The sequence below is a fragment of the Fictibacillus sp. FJAT-27399 genome, assembly GCF_001510655.1.
Lineage (GTDB): Bacteria > Bacillota > Bacilli > Bacillales > Fictibacillaceae > Fictibacillus_C > Fictibacillus_C marinisediminis.
This window is the reverse complement of sequence record NZ_LMVC01000002.1, coordinates 1-21548: the sequence shown is the minus strand read 5'-3', so window position 1 is coordinate 21548 and position 21548 is coordinate 1. Positions and strand designations below refer to the sequence as shown.

Here is a 21548-nt window from a genome sequence, read left to right as displayed (position 1 = left end):
GGCTGTTTTCGTAACCTTTGCTGCTCTTGGGAGTGGTTGATTTCCGTTTCAGGCTGCTCGCTTTCCGCGGGGCGTGCGGGGAGCCTTACCGGCGCTGGCGCCTACTTTACCGGCGCCAGCACCTACTTTCTCGGCGCAGGCGCCTGCGGGTCTCACCTGTCCCGCTCCTCCCGCAGAGTCTCGCACCTTGCACTTCAATCAACTTGTCAAAGAAGGCTCTTTACAATAAGGTTCCCAAAGCAACAATCTTTTAGAAAAGAGCCTATTTTAAAGTCTGGGGCAGCCCATACCAGATGATATCGACTCTCTCAGCGGCCATGACTACATCCTGATAAAACCAGCCGGTCACATCCCGCCATAATCTATTTTCCTTTTCCATTGGAACAATTCCTTTACCGATGTCAGTTCCGATCAGAACAAGACATCGACCGGGTTCAGAAGCCTCCCAAGCCAGCCAGGTCTGAAGCTTCTTTTGAAGAGCTGCTTTTCCGCCGCTTTCGTTCTCCTCTAAAACCTTCTTCACAATCTGCTCCAATCCTTCAAGAACGACGCGTGAAGTTGTAAAATCATCCGTTTCCCAGCCAGCCTTCTCATAGCCATTGAACCAGCCTTCATCTATCCTTGAGGCAGAATAGTGCTGCTGCACCCATTTGGCTTTTCCGTGAAAGGCACCTCCTGTAACAAAGTGCATCGTTTTTTCAACCTCCCTTTGGTCTCATTCCAGTAAAGGGTGTATCCTTTGCCATGTGAGACCGGCCATGCCCACATTTCTCTTCGTTCCGGAGCAAACTCTGACAATAAATAACGGATTGGGCCTCCATGAGTAACAACGATTACATGGCCGCTCTCTTCCGCCGACGGCCAAATCTCACGGTGCCAGGCACCGCGAACGCGATTTTCAAAGTCTTGATAGCTCTCTCCTCCTGGAGGACAGACTCCAATAGGATCATCAATCCAGTCCCGGTAACGTTGAATTCCGCAAAGATCGCCGTACGTTTTTCTTTCCCATTCCCCAAAATGCATCTCCCGAAGTGCAGAACTGATCTGCACCTTCCTCTCCGGGAAAAGAACCTCAGCGGTCTCTATACATCGCATTCTATCACTTGCAAGGATAGCACCCGGCTCGGGATACCCTTTATTTCTATGTAATCTGTATAGCTCAATCCGCCCCTCTTCACATAAGGGGGGATCACAATACCCGATATATTTCTTTTGTTTATTTTCCTCCGTCAGACCGTGGCGAAGGAGAGTAACAGCCAGCCTCCGAACCATAGCCATGTTTCCATCCCTTCCGAAAGTGCGCCTAGTGTGTCTCCCGTAATCCCTCCAAACTGGCGGAGAAAGAACGTTTTACCTAAGAAAAATAAGGCTGAGCCTAAAAGGAACAAGCTCATAAACAGAAGAATCGCTCCTGTAAGGTATGCTCCAATCCCTGCCATCAGGAGATAGATCGCATAAAAAGCAAAGGCTCTGCCTGAAATGTTCTGCTTCATGGCAAAAGCCATACCTTCCTCCCTGGCAATAGGAGCTGAAATCAGCAGGCTCCCCATGCCGGTTCGGCCGAAGAAAGGAATGAGGAGAAACAGCAGCCAAACGTGCTGCGGAACCATTTTCACTGTTTCATAGATAAAAAGAAACCGCCAGCTCAATAGAAAAAGAACAGACAATACACCGAATGCTCCAGTCCTGGGATCCTTCATGATCTGCATCCTTTTTTCTTTATCGCCGTATGAGAAGTAGGCATCACTGCAATCCATCCACCCGTCGAGATGCAAACCGCCTGTCAAAACGATCGAGAAGCAGAACAGATAAAAGCTCGTCATCGACACCGGGATAACGTTTTGCTGCGCCAGGAAATGAGCCTGAACAGAAGCCAATCCACCGAGAAGCAGCCCGACAACTGGATACCAGTACACACTCCACCTGCTCGTTTCTTTTGTCCATGGAAACGAAGTGCGGATCGGCAATGCGGTTAAGAACTGAAGAGCCAGGCCAAAACCGTATAAGGCATTAAACCGGACAGGAGGTGCATTGTTTTTCATCTGCATCATACCCCTTCCTCAAAATGGGCATGCCCAGTTCAACCTGGTACACCCAATGCGCTTCAGAGACAATCTGCTGATGAAGCTCCCCCATCATCTTCATAAAATAGAAGGTCCCTTCATCAATAGAGGGCAAGTCCTGGAACACTTCGTTTGATACGACGATGAGTGCTGCGCTGCTTTTTTCAATCATTCTTAATCCATCCATGATCTTGCGGAATACTTCTGATCGGAACATTTCATTTCTCCACTGGTTGTTGTTTTCTTTCCAGCCGTCAAACAGCTCATTGCTGACAAGATTGGTCAAGCAGTCCAAGAGAATGACATCCTTTTTTTTATATTCATTTATCAGTTCATGAATGTTTCTTGGCTGTTCCCACGCCCTCCAGCTATACCCGCTGTTCAGACGATCCGCCTGGTGCCTGGCGATCCGCTCACTCATCTCCCCATCCTGATGTTCGTTCGTTGCAATATAGTGAAGCGGTTTCTCATTCTTCCCATGATAAACGGCGGACATTTCGGCAAATGAGCTTTTCCCGCTTCTGACCCCTCCGGTAATAAAGATCATCATCTCGCTTTCCACCCTTCAAGTGCAGCCAATAAGCGGTCATTCTCCTCTGGAGTTCGAATGGCGAGGCGGATATAATGGCCGTCCAGCCCTCTAAAATTAAACGTATGCCTGACGATCATCCCTTTTATCATTAAATATTTAATGAGAGCAAGCTGAACATTTTCTTCTCCACTCTCCTTTAACAAGTAAAAGTTAACGGTAGAAGGAGAGGTTTCAAATCCAAGCTTGTCGAGGATCGGAAAAATCCGCTCTCGCTCAACTGCTGTTTTCATAGCAATTTCATCTGCACATTCTTCTTGTTCCAAACAGAGTATACCTAGCTTTTGAGCAGGACCGTTCACACTCCAGGGAGGCTGAAATCCCCTTAATTTTTCGATCTGTTCTTTGGATGACATAGCATACCCTAACCGAAGTCCCGGCAAGTGAAACATCTTCGTCAATGACCGCAGGACGATCAGGTTGGAATACTTTTTCATCAAGTGAACGGCGGATAAGGGCTTTTCTAAAAAGTGTACAAACGCTTCATCCACGACAAGTGTAACATGGTGGCATTCGCACAAAACAACGATAGCTTCCAAAGTGTTCAATTCCAATACTGTTCCTGTCGGATTGTTCGGGTTGCAAAGGAAACAAAGCTGTTTCCCGTGGAGTTTCTCATTCAGCTCTTGGAGATCCGGCTTCCAGCCTTTCTCTTTTCGGGTAACATAGAAGTCCACATTACAATCGTTCACCTCACACGCATCCTCGTATTCTGAGAAAGCAGGTGCTGCAATCAGTACGTTCGAGCCCCGATAGGCTTGAGCAATGAGAAAAATCAGTTCAGCAGCCCCGTTCCCTGCGAGGATCTGGTCTGCATTCAGCCCTTCTTTTTCAGACACGAATTGAACGAACGGCTCAGCAAAGGGATCGGGATACTGCAGAATATCTTCATAAAGGCTGGACCACATATCCTTCATTCTTCTTAGTGCAGGATACGGATTTACATTCACACTAAAATCAATGCTGTTTTCATCCAGGCTGATCTTCAAGGAATTGGCCAATAGCTGCGGATTAGCTCCATGATTGGGCAGCAACAATATACATCCCTCCCGCTGCGATTAAAACGATCGTAAACCACATGACAGCACGCTGCATGATGGCTATTGTTCTTTCTATATGTATAGCTTTCAGGCTGTAGGTCTGACGGCCGATGAACGGGCGATAGGAGACCTGGCCTTTATAATAATTCGTGCCTCCAAGCCGTATGCCGAGAATTCCCGCGACTGCCGCTTCACCCCATCCGCTGTTCGGGCTCGGATGGTTCCTTGCCTGTTCCTTCAGCCACGATAAGGTAAACCGTTTTCCCCCCAGCCCTCCTGCAGCCATAAGAAGCGCAGTTAGCCGGGCTGGCACGTAATTTAATAGATCATCAAGCCGGGCAGATGCCCAGCCGAAGTCTTTATATCTCTCATTCTTGTAGCCTACCATGGAATCACAGGTATTTACTGCCCGGTACAGCAAGGCAAGTGGTGCTCCTCCAATAAAAGCAAAGAAAAGCGGTGCGGTTACCCCGTCGCTCGTATTTTCGGCAACTGTCTCCACTGTCCCTCTTACAATCTCAGAATGCGGCAGATGCTCTGTATCTCTTCCGACAATCCAGCTTAATTTTTTTCGAGCCTCTTCCAGATCACCGCGAAGAAGGGGGGTATAGACAGATAATCCTGCTTCTTTAAGCCCTCTAGCTGCAATGGTTGTTGAGATGAGCACAGATTCTATGAATATCCCTAACGCAAGGTGGATGGAATAAGCATACCGTACGATGATAAAAGTTAGCACTAGTGTAATAGAAAGAAGAATAAAAAGCATGATCAAACCCTTCAGCCTTTTCCAGCTTCCGCGGTTAAGTGCCTGGTCTATAAGAGAAATCATTTTGCCAAAACCTCTTACCGGATGCGGCAGCCAGCGAGGGTCTCCGATGAGCTGGTCGATGATCAAAGCGAGTATAAGGGATAATAAATGAAGAGCAATGATCATGTTTGCGCCATTCTCTTTCTACAGTTTTCGATCGCTTTTCCCACCGTCTGATAGACCGTATGGCCAATCGCTTTTCCAATCGGTGTAATCGTACCAGCGTACCTCTTTCTTTCTCCTTCCTGGGTCGATGCGATGCAAAGGCTGTCCGTCGAAGTGCCTGTAGCAATCGTTCCAGTAATAGGATCTTTAATTCCATAGTCTCTGAGAGCGCTCGACTTTGCTTCTGTCGCTGTCATCATCGCCTGAACAAATGCCTCATCGGTTAGCTCTCCCTCAATAAAGAGCCAGATGTTAATCGTACCAACCGCCACAGTATCATCCTTCCGCTGCCACGATTGTGCAGCATCTACCGCATTGGATGTTCCTGCGGTTGCTGCAGCAAGGATCTTGATTCCTTCTTTTTCTACGGATACCATACCTGCATCCTCAAGCCGTGCTGCTGTCATCATTCCAATGGTCTCGTTGGGGTTGACAGGAAGGGAGTGAAGATACGCTTCATATTCACAATGTGCATCGTCATAATTGTAGTTTTTATCCACATGACGGTTAACAAACGTATTCGCCCAGCAGAACCCTCCGCCGATCAGGGCAGAAGACATCGTTTTTAAAAAATAGGGGCTTCGGAACACCATCGCTTCACTTGTGGTTTGAAGCTCAATATCTTCTATTTTCTTTTGTTCCTCACGTTCACCAGGCACCAGCGCGATCAGAGGCTTCGGCTTCTGCGGATGCTCCTGTCTGCTCAGCTTCGTATCATAAACACCTTCCAGCAGGATGCTGTCCATAATGTCACCAGGCTTTCCGACCGCCTTCTCCTTTCCATCATCGAGAAGAAGAACCTGGTCACAGTACAGACTGGCAATATTCAAATCATGCAATATGGCAACAACCGACAACTGGCAGCCCTGCACCCAATCTTTCAGCAAGTCCATGAGTTTCATTTGATAGGAAAGATCAAGATGGTTTGTCGGTTCATCGAGCAGCAGAATCTCCGGTTCCTGCGCAAGCGCCTTAGCTAAAAGAACCCGCTGCCGTTCCCCGCCGCTTAGGGATTGAATGCTTTTCTCCGCAAAATGCTGGACGCCTGTAAACTCCATGGATCGCTGGACCATCTCTTCATCCTTCGGCGATGATTGTTTCAGCAATCCTCTGTAAAAGGGATACCGGCCGAGCGCCACCACTTCGCGGACGGTAAAATCAAATGAGCTTTCCGCATGCTGAGGAAGAACGGCAATAATTTTTGCCAATTCTTTTGCAGAGTAGCTGCTGATCGGCTTTCCTTTTATAAGAACCTCACCGGATTGCGGGGAAAGCATTCCGTTCATCATTTTCATGAGAGTGGTCTTCCCGCTCCCATTTGGTCCGATGATGCCGGTTATTTTTCCTCTTTCAATGGAAAAAGAAAGATCTTTTACGACGGGCTTTCCGTCATATCCTCCAGTAAGCTGCTGGATCTGGATCATGTGGTCACCTTCTTTCGACGATAGCGAATAAAGATTAAGGCAAAGATCGGACTTCCGATAATCGCTGTCAAGACACCGATCGGCAGCTCCGTCGGCGCGATGATCGTTCGGGCGATGAGATCAACCAGAACGAGAAACACCCCGCCCAGAAGCGTGGACAGCGGCAGCAGATGGCGATGATCTACTCCCCATATCATGCGGGCCATGTGGGGGATGACAAGGCCGACAAACCCGATGGTGCCTGACACCGCTACTGCAGATCCCGTCAGAAGCGAGGCCCCGAACAGTACGAGCGACGTATGTTTTTTTACGTCAACACCAATGGTTTTTGCATCCTGCTGGCCAAAGGAAAGCGCATTTAATTCACGGGCACTTGCCAGAAGAATCAAAAGCCCCGCGGCCAAAAACGGAGCGATGAGCTGAACATACGGCCATCCTCTCATGGATACGCTGCCGAGCAGCCAGCCGATGATCTGCCTTAATTCATCACCGGTCAGAGCGATTAAAAGAGACGTTACAGCACCTATAAATGAGCTGCTTAAAATTCCTGCCAAAATAATCGTCTCAACAGACAGGCTGCGCTGCACAAGGCGAGCAAAATATATAACCCCAACAAGGGTAAGAAAGCCGGTAATGATGCTCACCACCGGAAGTGTAAAACTTCCCAGTATAGGCAGCTGAATGCCAAAGAACAGCACAGCCACAGCGCCCAAAGCAGAACCGGATGAAACACCCAGCGTATAAGGATCGGCCAGAGGATTTTTCAGCAGCCCCTGAAATGCCGTTCCCGCCAGCGCCAATGAGCAGCCGACAAGCATAGCGAGCACGACTCGCGGAAAGCGGATCTCCATGACGATATTAACAATCGAAGAATCAATGGATGCTGGTACGGGATAGTGGAAAAGCCTCGCTCCTAAAATCTGCACCACATGAAAAAGGGGGATAGGTATAGAACCTACCGATATCCCCAAGGCAACAGCTAAGCCCAACAGCAGAAACACTGCTGTATATGAAACGATGATTTTACTTTTTGTATACTTCCGGATAGATGGCTTTTGCAAGCTCCTCCACTCCTTCAATCAATCGAGGTCCCGGACGTGTCACCTTATCAGAGTGCACATCATAAATTTCTTTGTTTTTTACCGCAGGAACGTCCTTCCAGGCTTTACGGGACATAATCTGTTCCACCGGCTTTTTGGAGTAATAGCCGTACGTTGTGACGATCGCGTCCGGTTTGTATTTGACAGGCTGCTCTTCAGATACCTTCGCCCATCCCTTCAATTCCCCAGCGGCATTTTTGGCATGAATGACGTTCAGCATTTCATCAATGAATGTACCCTTGCCTGCAGTAAAAATCTCCGGAGCTGGAGCAACCTCAACCCAAACTTTTTTTTCTTTCTTTACTTGTTTTGCTTTTTCCTTGATCGCTGACAGATCATCCTTCATGGATTTTACAATCTTGTCACCTTGTTTTTGAGTGCCCGTTGCTTTAGCGATCATGTCGATGGACTTGTATGTATCCGTAAAGTTCTGCGCATCATTGATCACAATTACTTTGATGCCGGCATTCTTAAGCTGATCAATTCCCTGCTTGGAAGTATGCGCACTGGAGGCATGAGCAAGGACGAGATCAGGCTTTAAGCCAACAATCTTTTCCACGTTAAAATCCAATCCGCCGATTTTAGGCTTTTTCACAGCTGCTTCTGGATAGTTGTCAAAGTCAGAAACGCCGACAATTTCTTTATCCAAGCCAAGTGCAAATGCGACCTCTGTATTACTCGGTATGAGCGAGACGATTTTTTTGGGTTTCTTATCAATTTTTACATTCTCGCCCGCCGCATCTTTTATCGTTACGGGAAATTCACTCTTTGCCTGATTGGCACCGTTTTCCTTTTTGTCTGTTGACTGATTTCCAGCCGAACAACCGGCAATGATGGCGATTACGAGTATCAGCATCATCGCAATTTGTGTAAACTTCTTCAATTCCTTCACGCTCCTGTATGTATCTTTTAGCTGGGATTGTGCAAAACAAAAAAAGCCCTCCCTTCGGAGAGCGAATCAACAGTTAATCAATAAATGATTACAATTGCTTCACCTTTTCCTCGAAGGTTCGCACAGGCAATTAAGGCAGGTCTCCTGACTCTCGATCAACAATCTTCTTTTCCTTCCCATCCATTGACAGAACAGTGGAAACATAAGAAGATTTCCCGATTACAGTGGCGGGACCGTGCTGGACTTGAACCAGCTTCCCTTTTAACGTTTTATTTGAAATAAAACGGACCTTAACCGCATATTCAGCTATATCCATTATACCTCTTACCGGCAAAATGAAAAGTTTAATTTATGTTCAATGATGCCCGGGACTTCGGGCTGACTTCCAGCCAGTCGCTCTTGAGCAGGCCCATAACATGTATATCAAAATACTGATCTTTGTCAAAGTAGGCTTGCCTTCTGACGCCTTCCTTTTGAAACCCCAGGGATTTCAGGAGCTTCAGGCTTTTTGTGTTATATTCGTAGACCTCAGCATCAATCCTGTAGGTCTCATGCTGAAACAGGTGCTGAAAGATGCCTGTCAGTGCTTCCCCCATGTATCCTTTTCCTTGTTCGGCACCGAGTCCGAACCGAAGCCAGCCATAACGCTGCGAGCTTCCCATCCAGTTGAAACGGACGTACCCAACAGGCTGCGAGCTCCTCTTTTCGATGATCATCAAGTAAGATTCGTTCAGCTGGCTTAAGCTTTTCTCAATATCCTGCCTTTGATTGCCTTTATTAATTATGGTCATAGAACCTGTAGACATTTTCCGAAAGAGAGGGCCGCTTTTCCATTGTGCGATGACAGAGGCATCACTCACCGTAATTTCCCTGATCTTCAGTCTTTCAAATTCAAGCTCCATTTTCGGCATGTTCCAAGCCTCCCCGTTTGTACCAAGTATGAAATGATTTATTTTATCATAATATGCAGCTCCTCAAATTTAAAGATGATATCTCCTGTCTTTATAGGTTCTCGTGTGAGGTAGGTTTAGAGATTTGAGGATTTTTTCGGATATTGAACGGGATGATAGGGATAGAAAGGATCTGAGTTCACGGTTTGTGATTGTTGGGCTTATGAGAAGTTTATAGTCTTCCAGAGAGTGTCGGTGGGCGTGCTCGGAGGAATAATTACAGAATGGACAAAGCCATTTAACAGCATATGTTTTATTCATGCCAATGGCAAAGCAAGATGGGCAATGAACGCCTTTTAAAACATCGTTTGGCGATACCTGAAACTTTGCTAGTATGTCCGGATCATAATGGACGTGGTTTTTGTAAAGTTGTTTTCCCGCTCTATTGATTTCTTTATCCGTCATAGCTGGTTTAGCGTAATGGGTTTGCATGGTTGTGATTACTGATGGGAGGCTTGAACTATGGATAATGCTGCGGGAAAGATCAGGGATCAGAGGATTTTTTATAAGCGTATAAGGACTGCTCACCACGACGAGGGTTTCAATTGGAACGGGTGGGAGCTTTCTAGCTGCTAGCCAAGATGAAAGCCGGTTCTTTTGACGCTCTACCTGCAAGAGAGGATCCGAAAAGGCTTCTTCCTTATCATTATTTGTTCGTATCAATTGACGATAGTTTGTATCAAATGTGAGGCTGCCTGATAGATTCTTCACTTCTAGAATTAAAAAGAAATACGGGGAAAGGATGAGGAAGTCCATTTGAAAGTAATAGGAGCCTTCTAAAAGTCTTAGTCCGTGAAGAATCTTATACCTTTTATGAGGAAGGTGTTCCAGGTAGTAAAAGAGTGACCGCTCTCCCTTGTAACCTGCCATTTGTTTGGAAAAACTTTGTTCAAGTTTAGGGCGTTTCGGATGATTTGCTGGCAGCCTCCTTAACAAGGCTTCTAACTTCTGAATATAAATTGGCAATTTCTGTTCGATCACATTATAACGATCACATCCTCTTTACTTTTTGGAGTTAACTTCTCTAGAAAACACCATTTTCCCTTCTCTTTGAGGACTTAAATTTTATGTGGAATGCTCAGCTGATGAAATACGCGCTGATTCGCGAATTCCCCTAAAATACGCGCCTATCTGCAAAAAATACGCGCCAGTCTGATCACTTTACGCGCCAATCAACAAAAAACCGCTTGAGACTGATCAGGTCTCAAGCGGTTTACGTAAAATAGCTTATTTTTGAAGATTGTAGAATGCGCTCAATCCAGGGTAGCGGCTGATGCTTGCCAATTCGTCTTCGATACGAAGCAACTGGTTGTACTTCGCTACACGGTCAGTACGGGAAGGAGCACCTGTTTTGATTTGTCCAGCGTTAGTCGCAACAGCGATGTCAGCGATTGTGCTGTCTTCACTTTCACCAGAACGGTGAGAGATTACTGCAGTATAGCCTGCGCGTTTCGCCATTTCGATCGCGTCGAATGTTTCAGTCAGCGTACCGATTTGGTTAACTTTGATAAGGATGGAGTTACCCACACCTTGCTCGATACCTTGAGCAAGTTTGTTTGTGTTCGTTACGAAAAGATCGTCTCCTACAAGCTGGATTTTGTCGCCAAGACGGTCAGTCAATAGCTTGTGGCCTTCCCAGTCGTTTTCATCTAAGCCATCTTCAATGGAGATGATTGGGTATTTAGAAACAAGATCTTCGTAGAAAGCAACCATTTCTTCAGATGTTTTAACAACACCCTCACCAGAAAGATGGTATTTTCCGTCTTCTTTGTTGAAGAGCTCAGAAGAGGCAACATCCATTGCAAGACGAACTTCTTCACCTGGTTTGTAGCCAGCTTTTTCGATCGCTTCCATGATCGTTTGAAGCGCTTCTTCGTTAGAAGAAAGGTTTGGCGCGAATCCGCCTTCGTCACCTACAGCTGTGTTTAATCCTTTTTCCTTTAACACAGATTTAAGGCTGTGGAAGATTTCAGCTCCCATACGAAGTGCCTCAGAGAATGTTGGTGCGCCGACTGGCATAACCATGAATTCTTGAATGTCAACGTTGTTATCAGCATGCTCTCCGCCGTTTAGGATATTCATCATTGGAACTGGAAGAGTTTTTGCGTTGAATCCTCCAAGGTACATGTACAAAGGAAGACCAAGTAGATCAGCAGCAGCACGAGCTACTGCCATGGATACACCAAGGATCGCGTTTGCTCCGAATTTTCCTTTGTTTTCTGTTCCGTCAAGATCGATCAACGTTTTGTCGATGCCGACTTGATCCAATACATCATATCCGATCAATTCTGGAGCGATTAGTGTGTTTACATTCTCTACTGCTGTTTGTACACCTTTTCCCAGGTAACGGCCTTTGTCGCCGTCACGAAGCTCAACTGCTTCGTATTCACCAGTGGATGCACCGCTAGGCACGATCGCACGGCCGAATGCACCGGACTCTGTGTAAACTTCTACTTCTACTGTTGGATTCCCGCGGGAGTCCAATACTTCACGAGCATATACTTCAATAATTGCTGACATAAATTTTCTCTCCTTATCAAACAAGATTTTATGGTGAGGAACAAGGCTGTTCTGCAGGGGCCCTCTTTCGATCAGCCTTTTCCTGATTTCAAAAATTAGCCTTTGATTAACGTTTCCCCAGTCATCTCTTTAGGCTGTCGGCCGCCGAGAAGTGTCAGGAACGTTGGTGCGAGGTCGGCAAGTTTGCCGCCGTCGCGAAGTTGGATATCTTTTTTCGTAACGATGACCGGCACCGGATTAGTCGTATGAGCAGTCATTGGTTTGCCTTCCATCGTTATCACTTCGTCTGCGTTTCCGTGGTCAGCCGTAATGATAGCATAGCCGTCTTTTGCAAGGATCGCATCCACGACTTTCCCTAGGCACTCATCTACTGCTTCAATCGCTTTAACGGTTGGTTCAAGCTTGCCTGAATGCCCGACCATATCCGGATTGGCAAAGTTCAAAATAATCGCATCATGGTTTTCGGCTTCGATCTCTTTTACAAGAGCGTCCGTTACTTCATAAGCACTCATTTCAGGTTTTAAATCATAGGTCGCCACTTTCGGCGAATCAATCAAAATCCGCGTTTCACCATCAAACTCAGCTTCGCGTCCGCCGCTGAAGAAGAAGGTAACATGCGGGTATTTTTCAGTTTCTGCAATACGCAGTTGTTTATAATTTTGTTGAGAAAGCACTTCTCCCAGCGTGTTATCCAAGTTCGTAGGTTTGAACGCTACGTCACCTTTGACGGTTTCACTGAAGTTCGTTAAGCACACAAAGTGAATGTCTTTCGGAAAATGATCTCCCCGGTCAAAACCGCGGAAATCTTCATTCGTGAAAACCTGTGAAATCTGAATGGCTCGGTCTGGACGGAAGTTGCAGAAAATGATGGCATCTCCGTCTTGGATGGTAGCAACCGGAGAACCGTCTTCTTTCTTCAGTACAGAAGGAAGCACAAATTCATCATAGATTTCATTTTTGTAAGAGTCTTCCACCACTTCGATCGGATCAGTGTAATCCGGACCTTCACCATAAACCATGGCACGGTAGGATTTCTCCACACGATCCCAGCGTTTGTCACGGTCCATAGAGTAATAGCGTCCGGATAATGTCGCGATTTGGCCTAAGCCCAGCTCGTCCATCTTTTTCAATGTTTGCTCGATATAGCCTTTTGCCGATTGCGGAGGAACGTCCCTGCCGTCCAAGAAGCCATGCAGGTAAACATTTTCTACTCCTTGCTTTTTAGCCGTTTCAAGCAATGCAAAGATATGGTCGATGTGGCTGTGGATCCCGCCGTCAGAAAGAAGTCCGAAAATGTGAAGGTTTGTCCCCTTCTTCTTCACTTCATCCATTGCTTCAATAAAGGTTGGGTTTTCATAGAAATCCCCTTCCTTGATCGAAAGATTCACACGGGTAAGGCTTTGGTAAACAATACGGCCAGCACCAATATTCAAATGTCCGACTTCAGAGTTCCCCATCTGGCCTGGAGGAAGCCCTACAGCTTCTCCGCATGCCGTTAAATGGTTGTGAGGATATGTTTCCCAATATCGGTCAAAGTTTGGTTTTTTTGCATGGGCTACAGCATTTCCTTTTTCTTCGCTGCGGCATGCAAAACCATCAAGAATAATCAGTGCGACAGGTTTCTTAGGCATTGTTTACACCTTCCAAAAGCTGAAGGAACGATTTTGGCTCAAGGCTTGCTCCTCCAACGAGAGCACCGTCGATATCAGACATGCCCATTAGTTCTTTGATGTTGCCTGGCTTCACGCTTCCGCCGTATTGAATGCGAACTTGGTCTGCTGCTTCTTGTGAGAATTGTTCAGCAATCACGCTGCGAATGTATCCGCAGACTTCGTTGGCATCTTCAGAGGAAGCTGTTTTTCCCGTACCAATCGCCCAAACTGGCTCATAGGCAACAACAGTACGTTTAACTTGTTCTTCGGAAAGACCTTGAAGTCCTTTTTCCGTTTGTGTTTTTACAACGTCTTTTGTTTGATCTGCTTCACGCTGTTCAAGTGTTTCACCGACACAAACGATTGGAGTTAATCCGTGGTTAAAAGCAGCATGCGTTTTTTGGTTAACGAACTCATCTGTTTCACCAAAGTACTCGCGGCGCTCGGAGTGTCCAAGAACAACATAGCCAACACCAAGGTCCTTCAGCATAACAGGGCTGATTTCACCTGTGAAAGCTCCATTATCCTCAAAATGCATGTTCTGTGCACCTACACCGAGGTCTGTTCCCTTAGATGCGTTTACGAGTGCGTCCAAGAATAAAGCTGGTGCACAAACAACAGAATCTACTGTATCTGAAGAAGGGATCAATCCTTTCACTTCTTCAACAAAAGATTTTGCTTCAGAAAGGGTTTTATTCATTTTCCAGTTTCCTGCAATAATTGGTTTTCGCATGTTTTTCACCTTCCTAAGAACATACAGCATCCCCATAAAGTTCAGGGGACTTCACGGAAAGCTGTACTGCTCTTCGTCGATTTCTTTTCAAACGAGTTTTACTTGTCGTTTAATGCTGTAACGCCAGGAAGCTCTTTGCCTTCCATGAATTCAAGTGAAGCACCGCCGCCTGTTGAGATGTGGCTCATTTTGTCTGCATAGCCAAATTTCTCAACTGCAGCTGCTGAGTCACCGCCGCCGATTACACTGTATGTGTCTTTGGCTTCAGCAAGTGCTTCTGCAACAGAACGGGTTCCTTTAGAGAATGCTTCCATTTCGAAAACACCCATCGGTCCGTTCCATATTACAAGTTTCGAATTCTGAATGGTATTTCGGTACTTTTCAATCGTTTTAGAACCGATATCAAGCCCTTCCCAATCAGACGGGATGGCATCGATGCCCACAACCTTCGTGTTTGCATCGTTTGAGAAGTCATCGGCAACAAGAATATCTTCAGGAATGAGGAAGTTAACTCCCTTTTCCTTCGCTTTTTCCATGAAGCCTTTAGCTGTTTCAATCTTATCTTCTTCCAATAAAGATTTACCTACATCGTGGCCTAAAGCTTTGATGAACGTGTAGCCAAGCCCTCCGCCGATGATCAGGTTGTCCACTTTATCTAGCAGATTATTGATCACGTCGATTTTGTCTTTAACTTTGGCACCGCCAATGATAGCAGTGAAAGGACGGTCAGGATTGGATAGAGCCTTTCCAAGCACATCAAGTTCTTTTTCCATCAGGAATCCTGCAACAGCTGGAAGGTGTTTTGCAACGCCTTCAGTAGATGCGTGCGCACGGTGGGCTGCACCGAATGCATCGTTCACATACACGTCAGCGAGTTCAGCAAATTTCTGTGCTAATTCAGGATCATTTTTTTCTTCTCCAGGATAAAAGCGGACGTTCTCAAGAAGAATGACGCCTCCGCTGTCAAGGCTTGACAGCGCACTCTTCACTTCTTCGCCGTATGCTTCGTCCGTTTTTACAACTTCTTTGCCAAGGAGATCGCTTAAGCGCTGTGCCACTGGGGTCAAGCGAAGCTCTTCGGCCACTTGGCCTTTCGGGCGTCCGAGATGGCTCGCCAATAAAACTTTGGCACCTTGCTCTGTTAAGTATTGAATCGTTGGGAGTGCCGCACGGATTCGAGTATCGTCGGTAATTTTCCCATTTTCCATCGGAACGTTAAAGTCAACGCGGCAGAAGACCACTTTTCCATTAACATCGATGTCACGAACTGTTTTCTTGTTCATAAGTATAACCTCCTGACAGTCTTAAATTAGAGAAGAAGAGAATCCCTTTTACACACCCTAGTTTAACCTAAAATGCGCAGGTGAAAACGGGAAGTTCGGGTACTGCGCCCGTCTTCCGTAAATCTTAAGTTTAAAAGAAAAGCTTTTAGCAACATGAAACTGCTAAGAGTTCCTTACAAGGGAAAGAGGGTAAGGGCATCTTTCAACCCTTCCCCTCTACTTTAAATCTCTCTATTATTAAAGTCCTTTTTTAGCAATAAAGTCAATAAGGTCTACAACACGGTTGGAGTATCCAGTTTCGTTGTCGTACCAAGAGATCACTTTAACCATGTTGCCTTCCATAACCATTGTAGAAAGACCGTCAACTGTAGAAGAGTTAGTGTTGCCGTTATAGTCAGTAGAAACAAGCGGCTCATCGCTGTAGCCAAGAATACCTTTTAGTGGGCCTTCAGCTGCTTCTTTCAATGCTGCATTGATTTCTTCTGCAGAAACTTCTTTGTCGAGTTCAGCAACAAGGTCTACTAATGATACGTTTGGAGTTGGAACACGCATTGCCATACCGTTTAGTTTTCCTTTTAGTTCAGGAAGTACTAGAGAAACAGCTTTTGCAGCACCAGTTGTTGTAGGAATGATGTTTTCTGCAGCAGCACGTGCACGACGGTAGTCTTTATGCGGAAGATCAAGGATTTGCTGATCATTTGTGTATGAGTGAACAGTTGTCATCATACCACGTTTGATACCGAATTTTTCGTTTAGTACTTTAGCGAAAGGAGCTAGGCAGTTTGTTGTACAAGAAGCGTTAGAAATTACATCGTGGCTTCCAGAATCGTATTTGTCTTCGTTAACACCCATTACTACAGTGATATCTTCGTCACTTGCAGGAGCAGAGATGATAACTTTTTTAGCGCCAGCTTCTAAGTGTTTAGCAGCGTCAGCACGTTTTGTGAAACGTCCAGTAGATTCAACAACTACTTCTACACCAAGGTCTCCCCATCCTAATTGAGCAGGGTCACGCTCAGCCAATACTTTGATTTCTTTGCCGTTTACGATCAGCGTATTTTCGCCGACTTCAACAGTCGCATCAAGCTTTCCGTGTACAGTGTCATGCTTCAATAGGAAAGCAAGCATGTTTGCGTCTGTTAAATCATTAACAGCCACCACTTCTACGTTAGGGTTGTTTAGCGCTGCACGAAATACGTTACGGCCAATACGACCGAATCCATTAATACCAACTTTAGTTGTCATTTAAAATGACCTCCTTATAATTAGAAAAAAAAATATAGTTAAAGGGAAAACCCTTTAGTCACACAATAAGTTACATAGTCTTTCACAAGCTTGCAAGAAGTTTGTTTGCTGCCCCTTCATCGGTGATCAGCACCTTCTTGGGGCCATGCTTCATGAATGCCGCGATCGCTTCTGCTTTCGAAGCACCACCTGCAACAGCCATGATGAAATCACTATTTTTCAGGTCATTCAATTGAAGACCGATCGTTCGAACACGATGCACTACTTCTCCATGATGGTCGAAGTAATAGCCGAAAGCTTCCGCTACCGCTTTTTCGTGTTCGAGTTTTTCCAGCACAGCAGAAGAAGAATTCCTTCTGTTGGCCATTGTTTTAGCATCGCCAATTCCATGGATGACTATACTTGCTGAACGGATCAGCTCCATGACTTCTTTTACCCCGGGTTCCTCAATCAGTGAAAGGTAAGTTTCCTTACTAAGTTGATCCGGTAAATGAAGCAGACGGTACTCACCTCGTGCTTTTACAGCCATCGTTGAACAGATGGTGTTTGCCTGATTTTCTACCTTTTCGCCTAGACCGCCTCTGGCTGGGACAAACAGAAGGTCTTGGTCCTTGTTTCCAGGAGTCATCATTTCAGCAACAGCAGCGATGGTTGTGCCGCCGGTCACTGCAATGACATTATTGCCTGTTAACTCCTGTTTCAGCCTCATTACTGCCGCCTTGCCCATTTCACTTTTAATCCAAGGATCTTCATCACTGTCGCCAGGAACGATAATCACTTCAGACAGGTTTAAGTTTTCCCTTAACTTCATTTCTAAAACGCGAAGTCCGGCTAGTTCATTCATTAGAACTTCCAGCCGTTCAAGAACATCTAATCCATCAGGAGTAAGCGACATACCGCCCGGCAGGATGGAAAGCAGCCCCTGGTCTTTCAAAAAGCTAACCTCCGCACGGAGAACCCTTTCCGTCATATTGAGGTTGTTGGCAAGGCTTCGTCTGCCGATGGGTTCATGAAAGCGAACAATTTTAAGTATGCTGTATCGTTTTCTCATAACCTCCAGAAGATCAGGCAAAAGCTTCTTCTGTATTTCTATCAAATCGTTCATCATGCATTCCCCTTGTCTTTTTGTACGGCAGAACATAAGAGGAGTCCAATACTTCTAGGGACTTTTTTCGTCCCGGTTAGCCATTTTACGTCCCAATGATGCTATAAAAAAATGACTATGTTTAAGTCTCCTTCATTCTAACAAAACATGTGACAACATTTCAACAAAAATTACTTATCAATTGTAAGTAAACGCTTTCTTAATGATTCCTTATGAATCTGCCCGTACTGAATCTCTTCATCCGCTACCGTAATCACCGGGATCATCATCCCATATTTTTCGATGAGTTCATCTGATCGGTAAATATCAACTTTTTGGATCTCCATCGGAATTTCCTCCTGAAGTTCCTCTAATATAGTATGCGCTTTATCGCAGAGCGGACAATGGTGTTTTGTATAAAATGTGATCGAAAGTGGACTCATACTCAACATTCCCTTTTCATCTTTTTTTATTCGTACTCTTGTTATCATTATAAATTAAAAACAAAGCACCTGGCTTGGCTTAATAAGAAAAGCGCAGGCGCCCAGTTTAGGTCCGACAAGCTTGGAACTATTGCCCCGCAACACGCTTTTTGTGTTGAAGGGCAATAGTGAAGCATCGCTTCTACGCTCGGGTGTCAGGAATATCTTTTCCGCTTGGAAGAGGAAGCGATGTTCAGCTCCTCTCTGTACTTGGCGACCGTACGCCTTGAGATGCTCAAGCCCTTTTCGCTGGCAAGCATTTCGGCAATCGCCTGATCAGACAGCGGCTTTGCTTTATCTTCTGCTTCAATTACTTTTCTTATGGCAAGCTTGGCCGTTTGGGCAGAAGCGTTCTCTCCGTTTACCGTTTCGATTTTTGCTGTAAAAAAATATTTCAGTTCGAATGCGCCTTTCGGTGTTTGAATGACCTTGTTTTTAACCGCCCGGCTGACTGTTGATTCGTGCATGCCGATCCGTTCAGCTACTTCCCTTAAGGTAATCGGAACGAGATGTTCAGGGCCCCTTTTTAAAAAGTTCTGCTGAACTGAGACGATCTCTTTGGCGATCATGATGAGCGTGTTCTTTCTTTGTTCAAGGCTCTTCTGCAGCCATTGAAGCTTTTGATAATGTTCCTGCAAGTACTGTGCAGCACCGCTGGCCTTTGATTTTAATAAATGAGCATAGCTTTCATTCAGCTGCACTTTGGGCGTGAAATGATCGTTGATGGCGAGTTTGTACGTTCCATTATCTTCAAAGACGGAAAGGTCTGGATACAAGTATCCCAGTTCACTGTGGCTGGACAGTTTTTGCCCCGGCTTCGGATCAAGAGTCAGAATAAAGTCGGCAGCCTGTTCTACAGCCTGTACATTCGTTCCAAGAGCAGCAGCAATCTGCTTAATTTTTCGGTCTGCGAGCTGATCAAGGTGAGTATCAGCGATAAGGTAGGACAGATCATCCTCCATGCCAAGCGATTTCAATTGCAGTAGAAGACATTCCCTAAGGTTACGGGCTCCAATGCCTGCCGGCTCCAGCTGATGAAGCCAATCTATGGCTTCTTCATATCTTTCGGTGCTGATTCCGAAACGCTGTTTAATCTCATCTTCCGTTATATCCAGGTATCCGGCCTGGTCTATATTTAAGATGAGATAGCGGACAACAGCTGCAATCTCATCTGATGCAGGTATGGCTAACGCTTGATGAAGCAGGCGGTCGTGCATGGTTTCTTCAGCAGGCTGCATCATCCCGATCACATCCGCATCTTGCGTTGTTTTACTTTTTTGAAGCGCTTTCTTTTTATCGGTATTAAAAAAGACTGGCGAATCCGCCAACTCAATGAGGGGATTTTCTACCGCTTGTTCTTGTAAAAATTGAGAAAGTTCATAGCAAGGATATTGCAGGATGGCAATGGCCTGGCGAAGCTCTGCAGTCATGACAAGACTTAAATTTTGTTGTTGAAATAATCCCAGCTCCATTATAAATCCCTCCCGTTACTATGATACTATAGAATGTCAGCAGGCAACACTGAAAAAGATTTGAAGTTCCTTCCATCAGGTCAACACTGCTGGAGCTTGCGATTTTCGGGCACAAAAAAAAGGACCATTACTGGCCCTTTTATCACGCTATTAAAGTTTAGTAACGTTAGCAGCTTGAGGTCCGCGAGCACCATCAACGATTTCAAAAGATACTTCTTGACCTTCGTCTAAAGATTTGAAACCTTCAGATTGGATAGCAGAAAAGTGTACGAATACATCGTCTCCACCTTCAACTTCGATGAAACCGAATCCTTTTTCTGCGTTGAACCATTTTACTTTCCCGTTTTGCATGGGTATATCCTCCTGTCGGCGCGTTAAAGCGCTTTAAAAATTGGAACCATGTGACAATGCTACAAAAACTAAAAGAAAACACATATTGTTTACATCCAGTCATAATAACACGTATATGGTCAGCACAACTATATCATGGTAATTTCCAATTGTCAAAACAAGGCGCTTAATTTATTCTTGGTGCCTGTCACCAAGAAAATAATTTTCTGTTTTGGTGCCTGGCACCGGAATCTGATACTATATAAACAGTTGAAACGAAGGAGTGCTGCAACCATGGCTGAACAATTTTCAGTGGCTTTTTTTGAAGAAAATTTCAAACAATACATCGAACGAAACAAAGACGTGTTTACGAAATCACACGCAATGAATGCCTATTACCGATCCATTGTCGGAACCCTCATCAATGACCATCTCAACAAAAACGCAGAAATCGTCCGCCGGATCCGAAATCTCGAAACAGCTTATACAAATGTAAAGAATAGCTGATCCTCTTTAACTATAAAACTTTTGACGTGCCATACGTTTAAAACCTGGTGTCGCGGGAATGATGATGATAGTCTAAACATATTGTTAAATAAAGGATTGTGAAGCCTCTACATAGAATTATCAACAAAGAAGCTTTTCGTTTGACCTTTTTTGACCTTTTTTGTATGATGTCAGTAACACATGAAAACACACCATAAAAGGAGGATTATTCATGAATTTAATTCCTACAGTTATTGAACAAACGAACCGTGGCGAACGTGCATATGATATTTACTCCCGTCTGTTAAAAGACCGTATTATCATGCTTGGAAGCGGCATTGATGACAATGTATCCAACTCTATCGTAGCTCAGCTGCTCTTTCTTGCTGCCGAGGACCCTGAAAAGGATATCTCCCTTTACATAAACAGTCCTGGCGGATCCATCACAGCAGGTATGGCGATTTATGATACGATGAACTTCATCAAGCCTAACGTTTCCACGATCTGCATCGGGATGGCGGCTTCCATGGGAGCATTCTTGCTTGCAGCCGGTGAAAAAGGAAAACGCTATGTACTTCCAAACTCTGAGGTTATGATTCACCAGCCTCTAGGCGGAACACGCGGACAGGCAACAGACATTGAAATTCATGCTCGCCGTATCATCCAAATGCGCGAACAGCTTAACAAAATTCTTTCTGAAAAAACAGGCCAGCCTCTTGAAGTGATCGAGCGCGATACAGACCGTGACAACTTCATGCTAGCTGAGGATGCTGTAAAATACGGACTTGTTGACCGTGTCATCTCTTCCGTAGAAGATCCTAAAAACATTTAATGAAATGAAAACAAGAAAGCCGCTCATCTTTTTACGAGCGGCTTTTATTTTGGGGAGATGATCATGAACCTATACAATGTCCTGGTTTCCATCGGAGTCATCTTCATCGTAATTTTAATATTGGCGATGTTCGCCCGGACAAAACGGTAAAGCTTCTTCGGTATCAGGGCTTTCTAGCAATGGGAGACAGTTTACATAATATGTGTTTGGCTAGTATTTCTTATATTTTGGCCAGAAAATTCGCAGTTTCGGACAGTAAATAGATGATGTATAAAAGTATGTGTAAGCATTTTATAGTGGACAAATAAAAAAAGACAAAGTACTCTCGGGTTTGTCCAGAACCATGAGAGGAGACTTTGTCTTTTGAATAATTCTACTATAAACCAATTAGATTTAGG

General features: G+C 45.2%; 23 protein-coding genes and 1 riboswitch. Of the genes, 3 read left to right on the top strand and 20 right to left on the bottom strand.

Annotation, left to right across the window (positions count from 1 at the left end; translation table 11 throughout):
• Positions 1 to 36: 36 nt before the first annotated feature.
• Positions 37 to 297, top strand: a complete 261-nt coding sequence (locus tag AR335_RS23630) for a hypothetical protein (RefSeq protein WP_156418858.1) — start codon at positions 37 to 39, stop codon at positions 295 to 297.
• Here the strand turns inward: AR335_RS23630 and AR335_RS05110 are convergent.
• The 20 genes from AR335_RS05110 to cspD all read right to left on the bottom strand — a co-directional run bounded on the left by AR335_RS05110 (position 263) and on the right by cspD (position 19853).
• A complete protein-coding gene (locus AR335_RS05110) occupies positions 263 to 691 on the bottom strand; it encodes a bifunctional adenosylcobinamide kinase/adenosylcobinamide-phosphate guanylyltransferase (protein ID WP_062232638.1) in 429 nt (142 codons plus the stop codon). The genes AR335_RS23630 and AR335_RS05110 overlap by 35 nt on opposite strands.
• On the bottom strand, positions 616 to 1278 hold the full coding sequence (locus tag AR335_RS22935) for a histidine phosphatase family protein (RefSeq protein ID WP_082683364.1): 663 nt from the start codon (positions 1276 to 1278) through the stop codon (positions 616 to 618). The genes AR335_RS05110 and AR335_RS22935 overlap by 76 nt, the downstream gene beginning before the upstream one ends.
• A complete protein-coding gene (cobS, locus tag AR335_RS05100; protein WP_199805058.1) occupies positions 1230 to 2042 on the bottom strand; it encodes an adenosylcobinamide-GDP ribazoletransferase in 813 nt (270 codons plus the stop codon). Before cobS ends, AR335_RS22935 begins: the two co-directional genes overlap by 49 nt.
• The gene (locus tag AR335_RS05095) at positions 2011 to 2613 is read right to left on the bottom strand and encodes a bifunctional adenosylcobinamide kinase/adenosylcobinamide-phosphate guanylyltransferase (RefSeq protein WP_062232630.1); all 603 of its coding nucleotides are present in this window, start codon (positions 2611 to 2613) and stop codon (positions 2011 to 2013) included. Before AR335_RS05095 ends, cobS begins: the two co-directional genes overlap by 32 nt.
• Complete coding sequence (cobD, locus tag AR335_RS05090; RefSeq protein WP_062232627.1) at positions 2610 to 3689, bottom strand: threonine-phosphate decarboxylase CobD; 1080 nt, start codon at positions 3687 to 3689, stop codon at positions 2610 to 2612. The genes AR335_RS05095 and cobD overlap by 4 nt, the downstream gene beginning before the upstream one ends.
• Positions 3664 to 4626, bottom strand: coding sequence for an adenosylcobinamide-phosphate synthase CbiB (gene cbiB / locus AR335_RS05085; RefSeq protein ID WP_062232625.1), 963 nt, complete (start codon positions 4624 to 4626; stop codon positions 3664 to 3666). Before cbiB ends, cobD begins: the two co-directional genes overlap by 26 nt.
• Positions 4623 to 6089 (bottom strand): heme ABC transporter ATP-binding protein, encoded by a 1467-nt coding sequence (locus tag AR335_RS05080; protein ID WP_062232621.1) that lies wholly within the window; start codon positions 6087 to 6089, stop codon positions 4623 to 4625. The genes cbiB and AR335_RS05080 overlap by 4 nt, the downstream gene beginning before the upstream one ends.
• A complete protein-coding gene (locus tag AR335_RS05075) occupies positions 6086 to 7150 on the bottom strand; it encodes a FecCD family ABC transporter permease (protein ID WP_062232618.1) in 1065 nt (354 codons plus the stop codon). Before AR335_RS05075 ends, AR335_RS05080 begins: the two co-directional genes overlap by 4 nt.
• A complete protein-coding gene (locus AR335_RS05070; protein WP_062232616.1) occupies positions 7113 to 8072 on the bottom strand; it encodes an ABC transporter substrate-binding protein in 960 nt (319 codons plus the stop codon). Before AR335_RS05070 ends, AR335_RS05075 begins: the two co-directional genes overlap by 38 nt.
• Before the next feature lie 126 nt (positions 8073 to 8198).
• A riboswitch (cobalamin riboswitch) is annotated at positions 8199 to 8389 on the bottom strand.
• A 36-nt stretch (positions 8390 to 8425) separates the two neighbouring features.
• Positions 8426 to 8992 carry a GNAT family N-acetyltransferase gene (locus AR335_RS05065; RefSeq protein ID WP_062232614.1) on the bottom strand — a complete coding sequence of 189 codons (567 nt, stop codon included), beginning with the start codon at positions 8990 to 8992 and terminating at the stop codon, positions 8426 to 8428.
• Between the two features lie 69 nt (positions 8993 to 9061).
• Positions 9062 to 10012 carry a nuclease-related domain-containing protein gene (locus AR335_RS05060; RefSeq protein ID WP_062232612.1) on the bottom strand — a complete coding sequence of 317 codons (951 nt, stop codon included), beginning with the start codon at positions 10010 to 10012 and terminating at the stop codon, positions 9062 to 9064.
• Positions 10013 to 10258: 246 nt separating this feature from the next.
• On the bottom strand, positions 10259 to 11551 hold the full coding sequence (gene eno / locus AR335_RS05055) for a phosphopyruvate hydratase (RefSeq protein ID WP_053357097.1): 1293 nt from the start codon (positions 11549 to 11551) through the stop codon (positions 10259 to 10261).
• A 95-nt stretch (positions 11552 to 11646) separates the two neighbouring features.
• On the bottom strand, positions 11647 to 13182 hold the full coding sequence (gene gpmI, locus AR335_RS05050; RefSeq protein ID WP_062232610.1) for a 2,3-bisphosphoglycerate-independent phosphoglycerate mutase: 1536 nt from the start codon (positions 13180 to 13182) through the stop codon (positions 11647 to 11649).
• Positions 13175 to 13936, bottom strand: a complete 762-nt coding sequence (gene tpiA, locus AR335_RS05045; protein ID WP_062232607.1) for a triose-phosphate isomerase — start codon at positions 13934 to 13936, stop codon at positions 13175 to 13177. The genes gpmI and tpiA overlap by 8 nt, the downstream gene beginning before the upstream one ends.
• 98 nt (positions 13937 to 14034) lie before the next feature.
• Positions 14035 to 15219, bottom strand: a complete 1185-nt coding sequence (locus AR335_RS05040) for a phosphoglycerate kinase (RefSeq protein ID WP_053357094.1) — start codon at positions 15217 to 15219, stop codon at positions 14035 to 14037.
• Between the two features lie 237 nt (positions 15220 to 15456).
• On the bottom strand, positions 15457 to 16464 hold the full coding sequence (gene gap, locus AR335_RS05035; protein ID WP_062232604.1) for a type I glyceraldehyde-3-phosphate dehydrogenase: 1008 nt from the start codon (positions 16462 to 16464) through the stop codon (positions 15457 to 15459).
• 82 nt (positions 16465 to 16546) lie between these two features.
• The gene (locus AR335_RS05030) at positions 16547 to 17569 is read right to left on the bottom strand and encodes a sugar-binding transcriptional regulator (RefSeq protein WP_062232601.1); all 1023 of its coding nucleotides are present in this window, start codon (positions 17567 to 17569) and stop codon (positions 16547 to 16549) included.
• A gap of 170 nt (positions 17570 to 17739) precedes the next feature.
• Positions 17740 to 17991 (bottom strand): glutaredoxin family protein, encoded by a 252-nt coding sequence (locus tag AR335_RS05025; protein ID WP_053357091.1) that lies wholly within the window; start codon positions 17989 to 17991, stop codon positions 17740 to 17742.
• A 194-nt stretch (positions 17992 to 18185) separates the two neighbouring features.
• Positions 18186 to 19502 (bottom strand): RNA polymerase factor sigma-54, encoded by a 1317-nt coding sequence (rpoN, locus tag AR335_RS05020; protein ID WP_062232598.1) that lies wholly within the window; start codon positions 19500 to 19502, stop codon positions 18186 to 18188.
• 150 nt (positions 19503 to 19652) lie between these two features.
• Positions 19653 to 19853 (bottom strand): cold-shock protein CspD, encoded by a 201-nt coding sequence (gene cspD / locus AR335_RS05015; protein WP_053357089.1) that lies wholly within the window; start codon positions 19851 to 19853, stop codon positions 19653 to 19655.
• A gap of 273 nt (positions 19854 to 20126) precedes the next feature.
• Between cspD and yvfG the strand changes: the two genes are divergently transcribed.
• Positions 20127 to 20339, top strand: coding sequence for a protein YvfG (gene yvfG / locus AR335_RS05010; RefSeq protein WP_053357088.1), 213 nt, complete (start codon positions 20127 to 20129; stop codon positions 20337 to 20339).
• A 211-nt stretch (positions 20340 to 20550) separates the two neighbouring features.
• Complete coding sequence (clpP, locus tag AR335_RS05005) at positions 20551 to 21150, top strand: ATP-dependent Clp endopeptidase proteolytic subunit ClpP (RefSeq protein ID WP_053357087.1); 600 nt, start codon at positions 20551 to 20553, stop codon at positions 21148 to 21150.
• The last annotated feature ends 398 nt before the right edge of the window (positions 21151 to 21548 follow it).

What these genes read in the sequence shown, in the direction of transcription:
- AR335_RS05025 (WP_053357091.1), bottom strand. Translation starts at nt 17,991, where the DNA reads ATGAGTCCACTTTCGATCACATTTTATACAAAACACCATTGTCCGCTC.
- AR335_RS22935 (WP_082683364.1), bottom strand. Translation starts at nt 1,278, where the DNA reads ATGGCTATGGTTCGGAGGCTGGCTGTTACTCTCCTTCGCCACGGTCTG.
- AR335_RS05110 (WP_062232638.1), bottom strand. Translation starts at nt 691, where the DNA reads ATGCACTTTGTTACAGGAGGTGCCTTTCACGGAAAAGCCAAATGGGTG.
- eno (WP_053357097.1), bottom strand. Translation starts at nt 11,551, where the DNA reads ATGTCAGCAATTATTGAAGTATATGCTCGTGAAGTATTGGACTCCCGC.
- AR335_RS05040 (WP_053357094.1), bottom strand. Translation starts at nt 15,219, where the DNA reads ATGAACAAGAAAACAGTTCGTGACATCGATGTTAATGGAAAAGTGGTC.
- clpP (WP_053357087.1), top strand. Translation starts at nt 20,551, where the DNA reads ATGAATTTAATTCCTACAGTTATTGAACAAACGAACCGTGGCGAACGT.
- AR335_RS05080 (WP_062232621.1), bottom strand. Translation starts at nt 6,089, where the DNA reads ATGATCCAGATCCAGCAGCTTACTGGAGGATATGACGGAAAGCCCGTC.
- tpiA (WP_062232607.1), bottom strand. Translation starts at nt 13,936, where the DNA reads ATGCGAAAACCAATTATTGCAGGAAACTGGAAAATGAATAAAACCCTT.
- yvfG (WP_053357088.1), top strand. Translation starts at nt 20,127, where the DNA reads ATGGCTGAACAATTTTCAGTGGCTTTTTTTGAAGAAAATTTCAAACAA.
- cspD (WP_053357089.1), bottom strand. Translation starts at nt 19,853, where the DNA reads ATGCAAAACGGGAAAGTAAAATGGTTCAACGCAGAAAAAGGATTCGGT.
- gpmI (WP_062232610.1), bottom strand. Translation starts at nt 13,182, where the DNA reads ATGCCTAAGAAACCTGTCGCACTGATTATTCTTGATGGTTTTGCATGC.
- gap (WP_062232604.1), bottom strand. Translation starts at nt 16,464, where the DNA reads ATGACAACTAAAGTTGGTATTAATGGATTCGGTCGTATTGGCCGTAAC.
- AR335_RS05030 (WP_062232601.1), bottom strand. Translation starts at nt 17,569, where the DNA reads ATGAACGATTTGATAGAAATACAGAAGAAGCTTTTGCCTGATCTTCTG.
- cbiB (WP_062232625.1), bottom strand. Translation starts at nt 4,626, where the DNA reads ATGATCATTGCTCTTCATTTATTATCCCTTATACTCGCTTTGATCATC.
- AR335_RS05095 (WP_062232630.1), bottom strand. Translation starts at nt 2,613, where the DNA reads ATGATGATCTTTATTACCGGAGGGGTCAGAAGCGGGAAAAGCTCATTT.
- AR335_RS05065 (WP_062232614.1), bottom strand. Translation starts at nt 8,992, where the DNA reads ATGCCGAAAATGGAGCTTGAATTTGAAAGACTGAAGATCAGGGAAATT.
- cobS (WP_199805058.1), bottom strand. Translation starts at nt 2,042, where the DNA reads ATGAAAAACAATGCACCTCCTGTCCGGTTTAATGCCTTATACGGTTTT.
- rpoN (WP_062232598.1), bottom strand. Translation starts at nt 19,502, where the DNA reads ATGGAGCTGGGATTATTTCAACAACAAAATTTAAGTCTTGTCATGACT.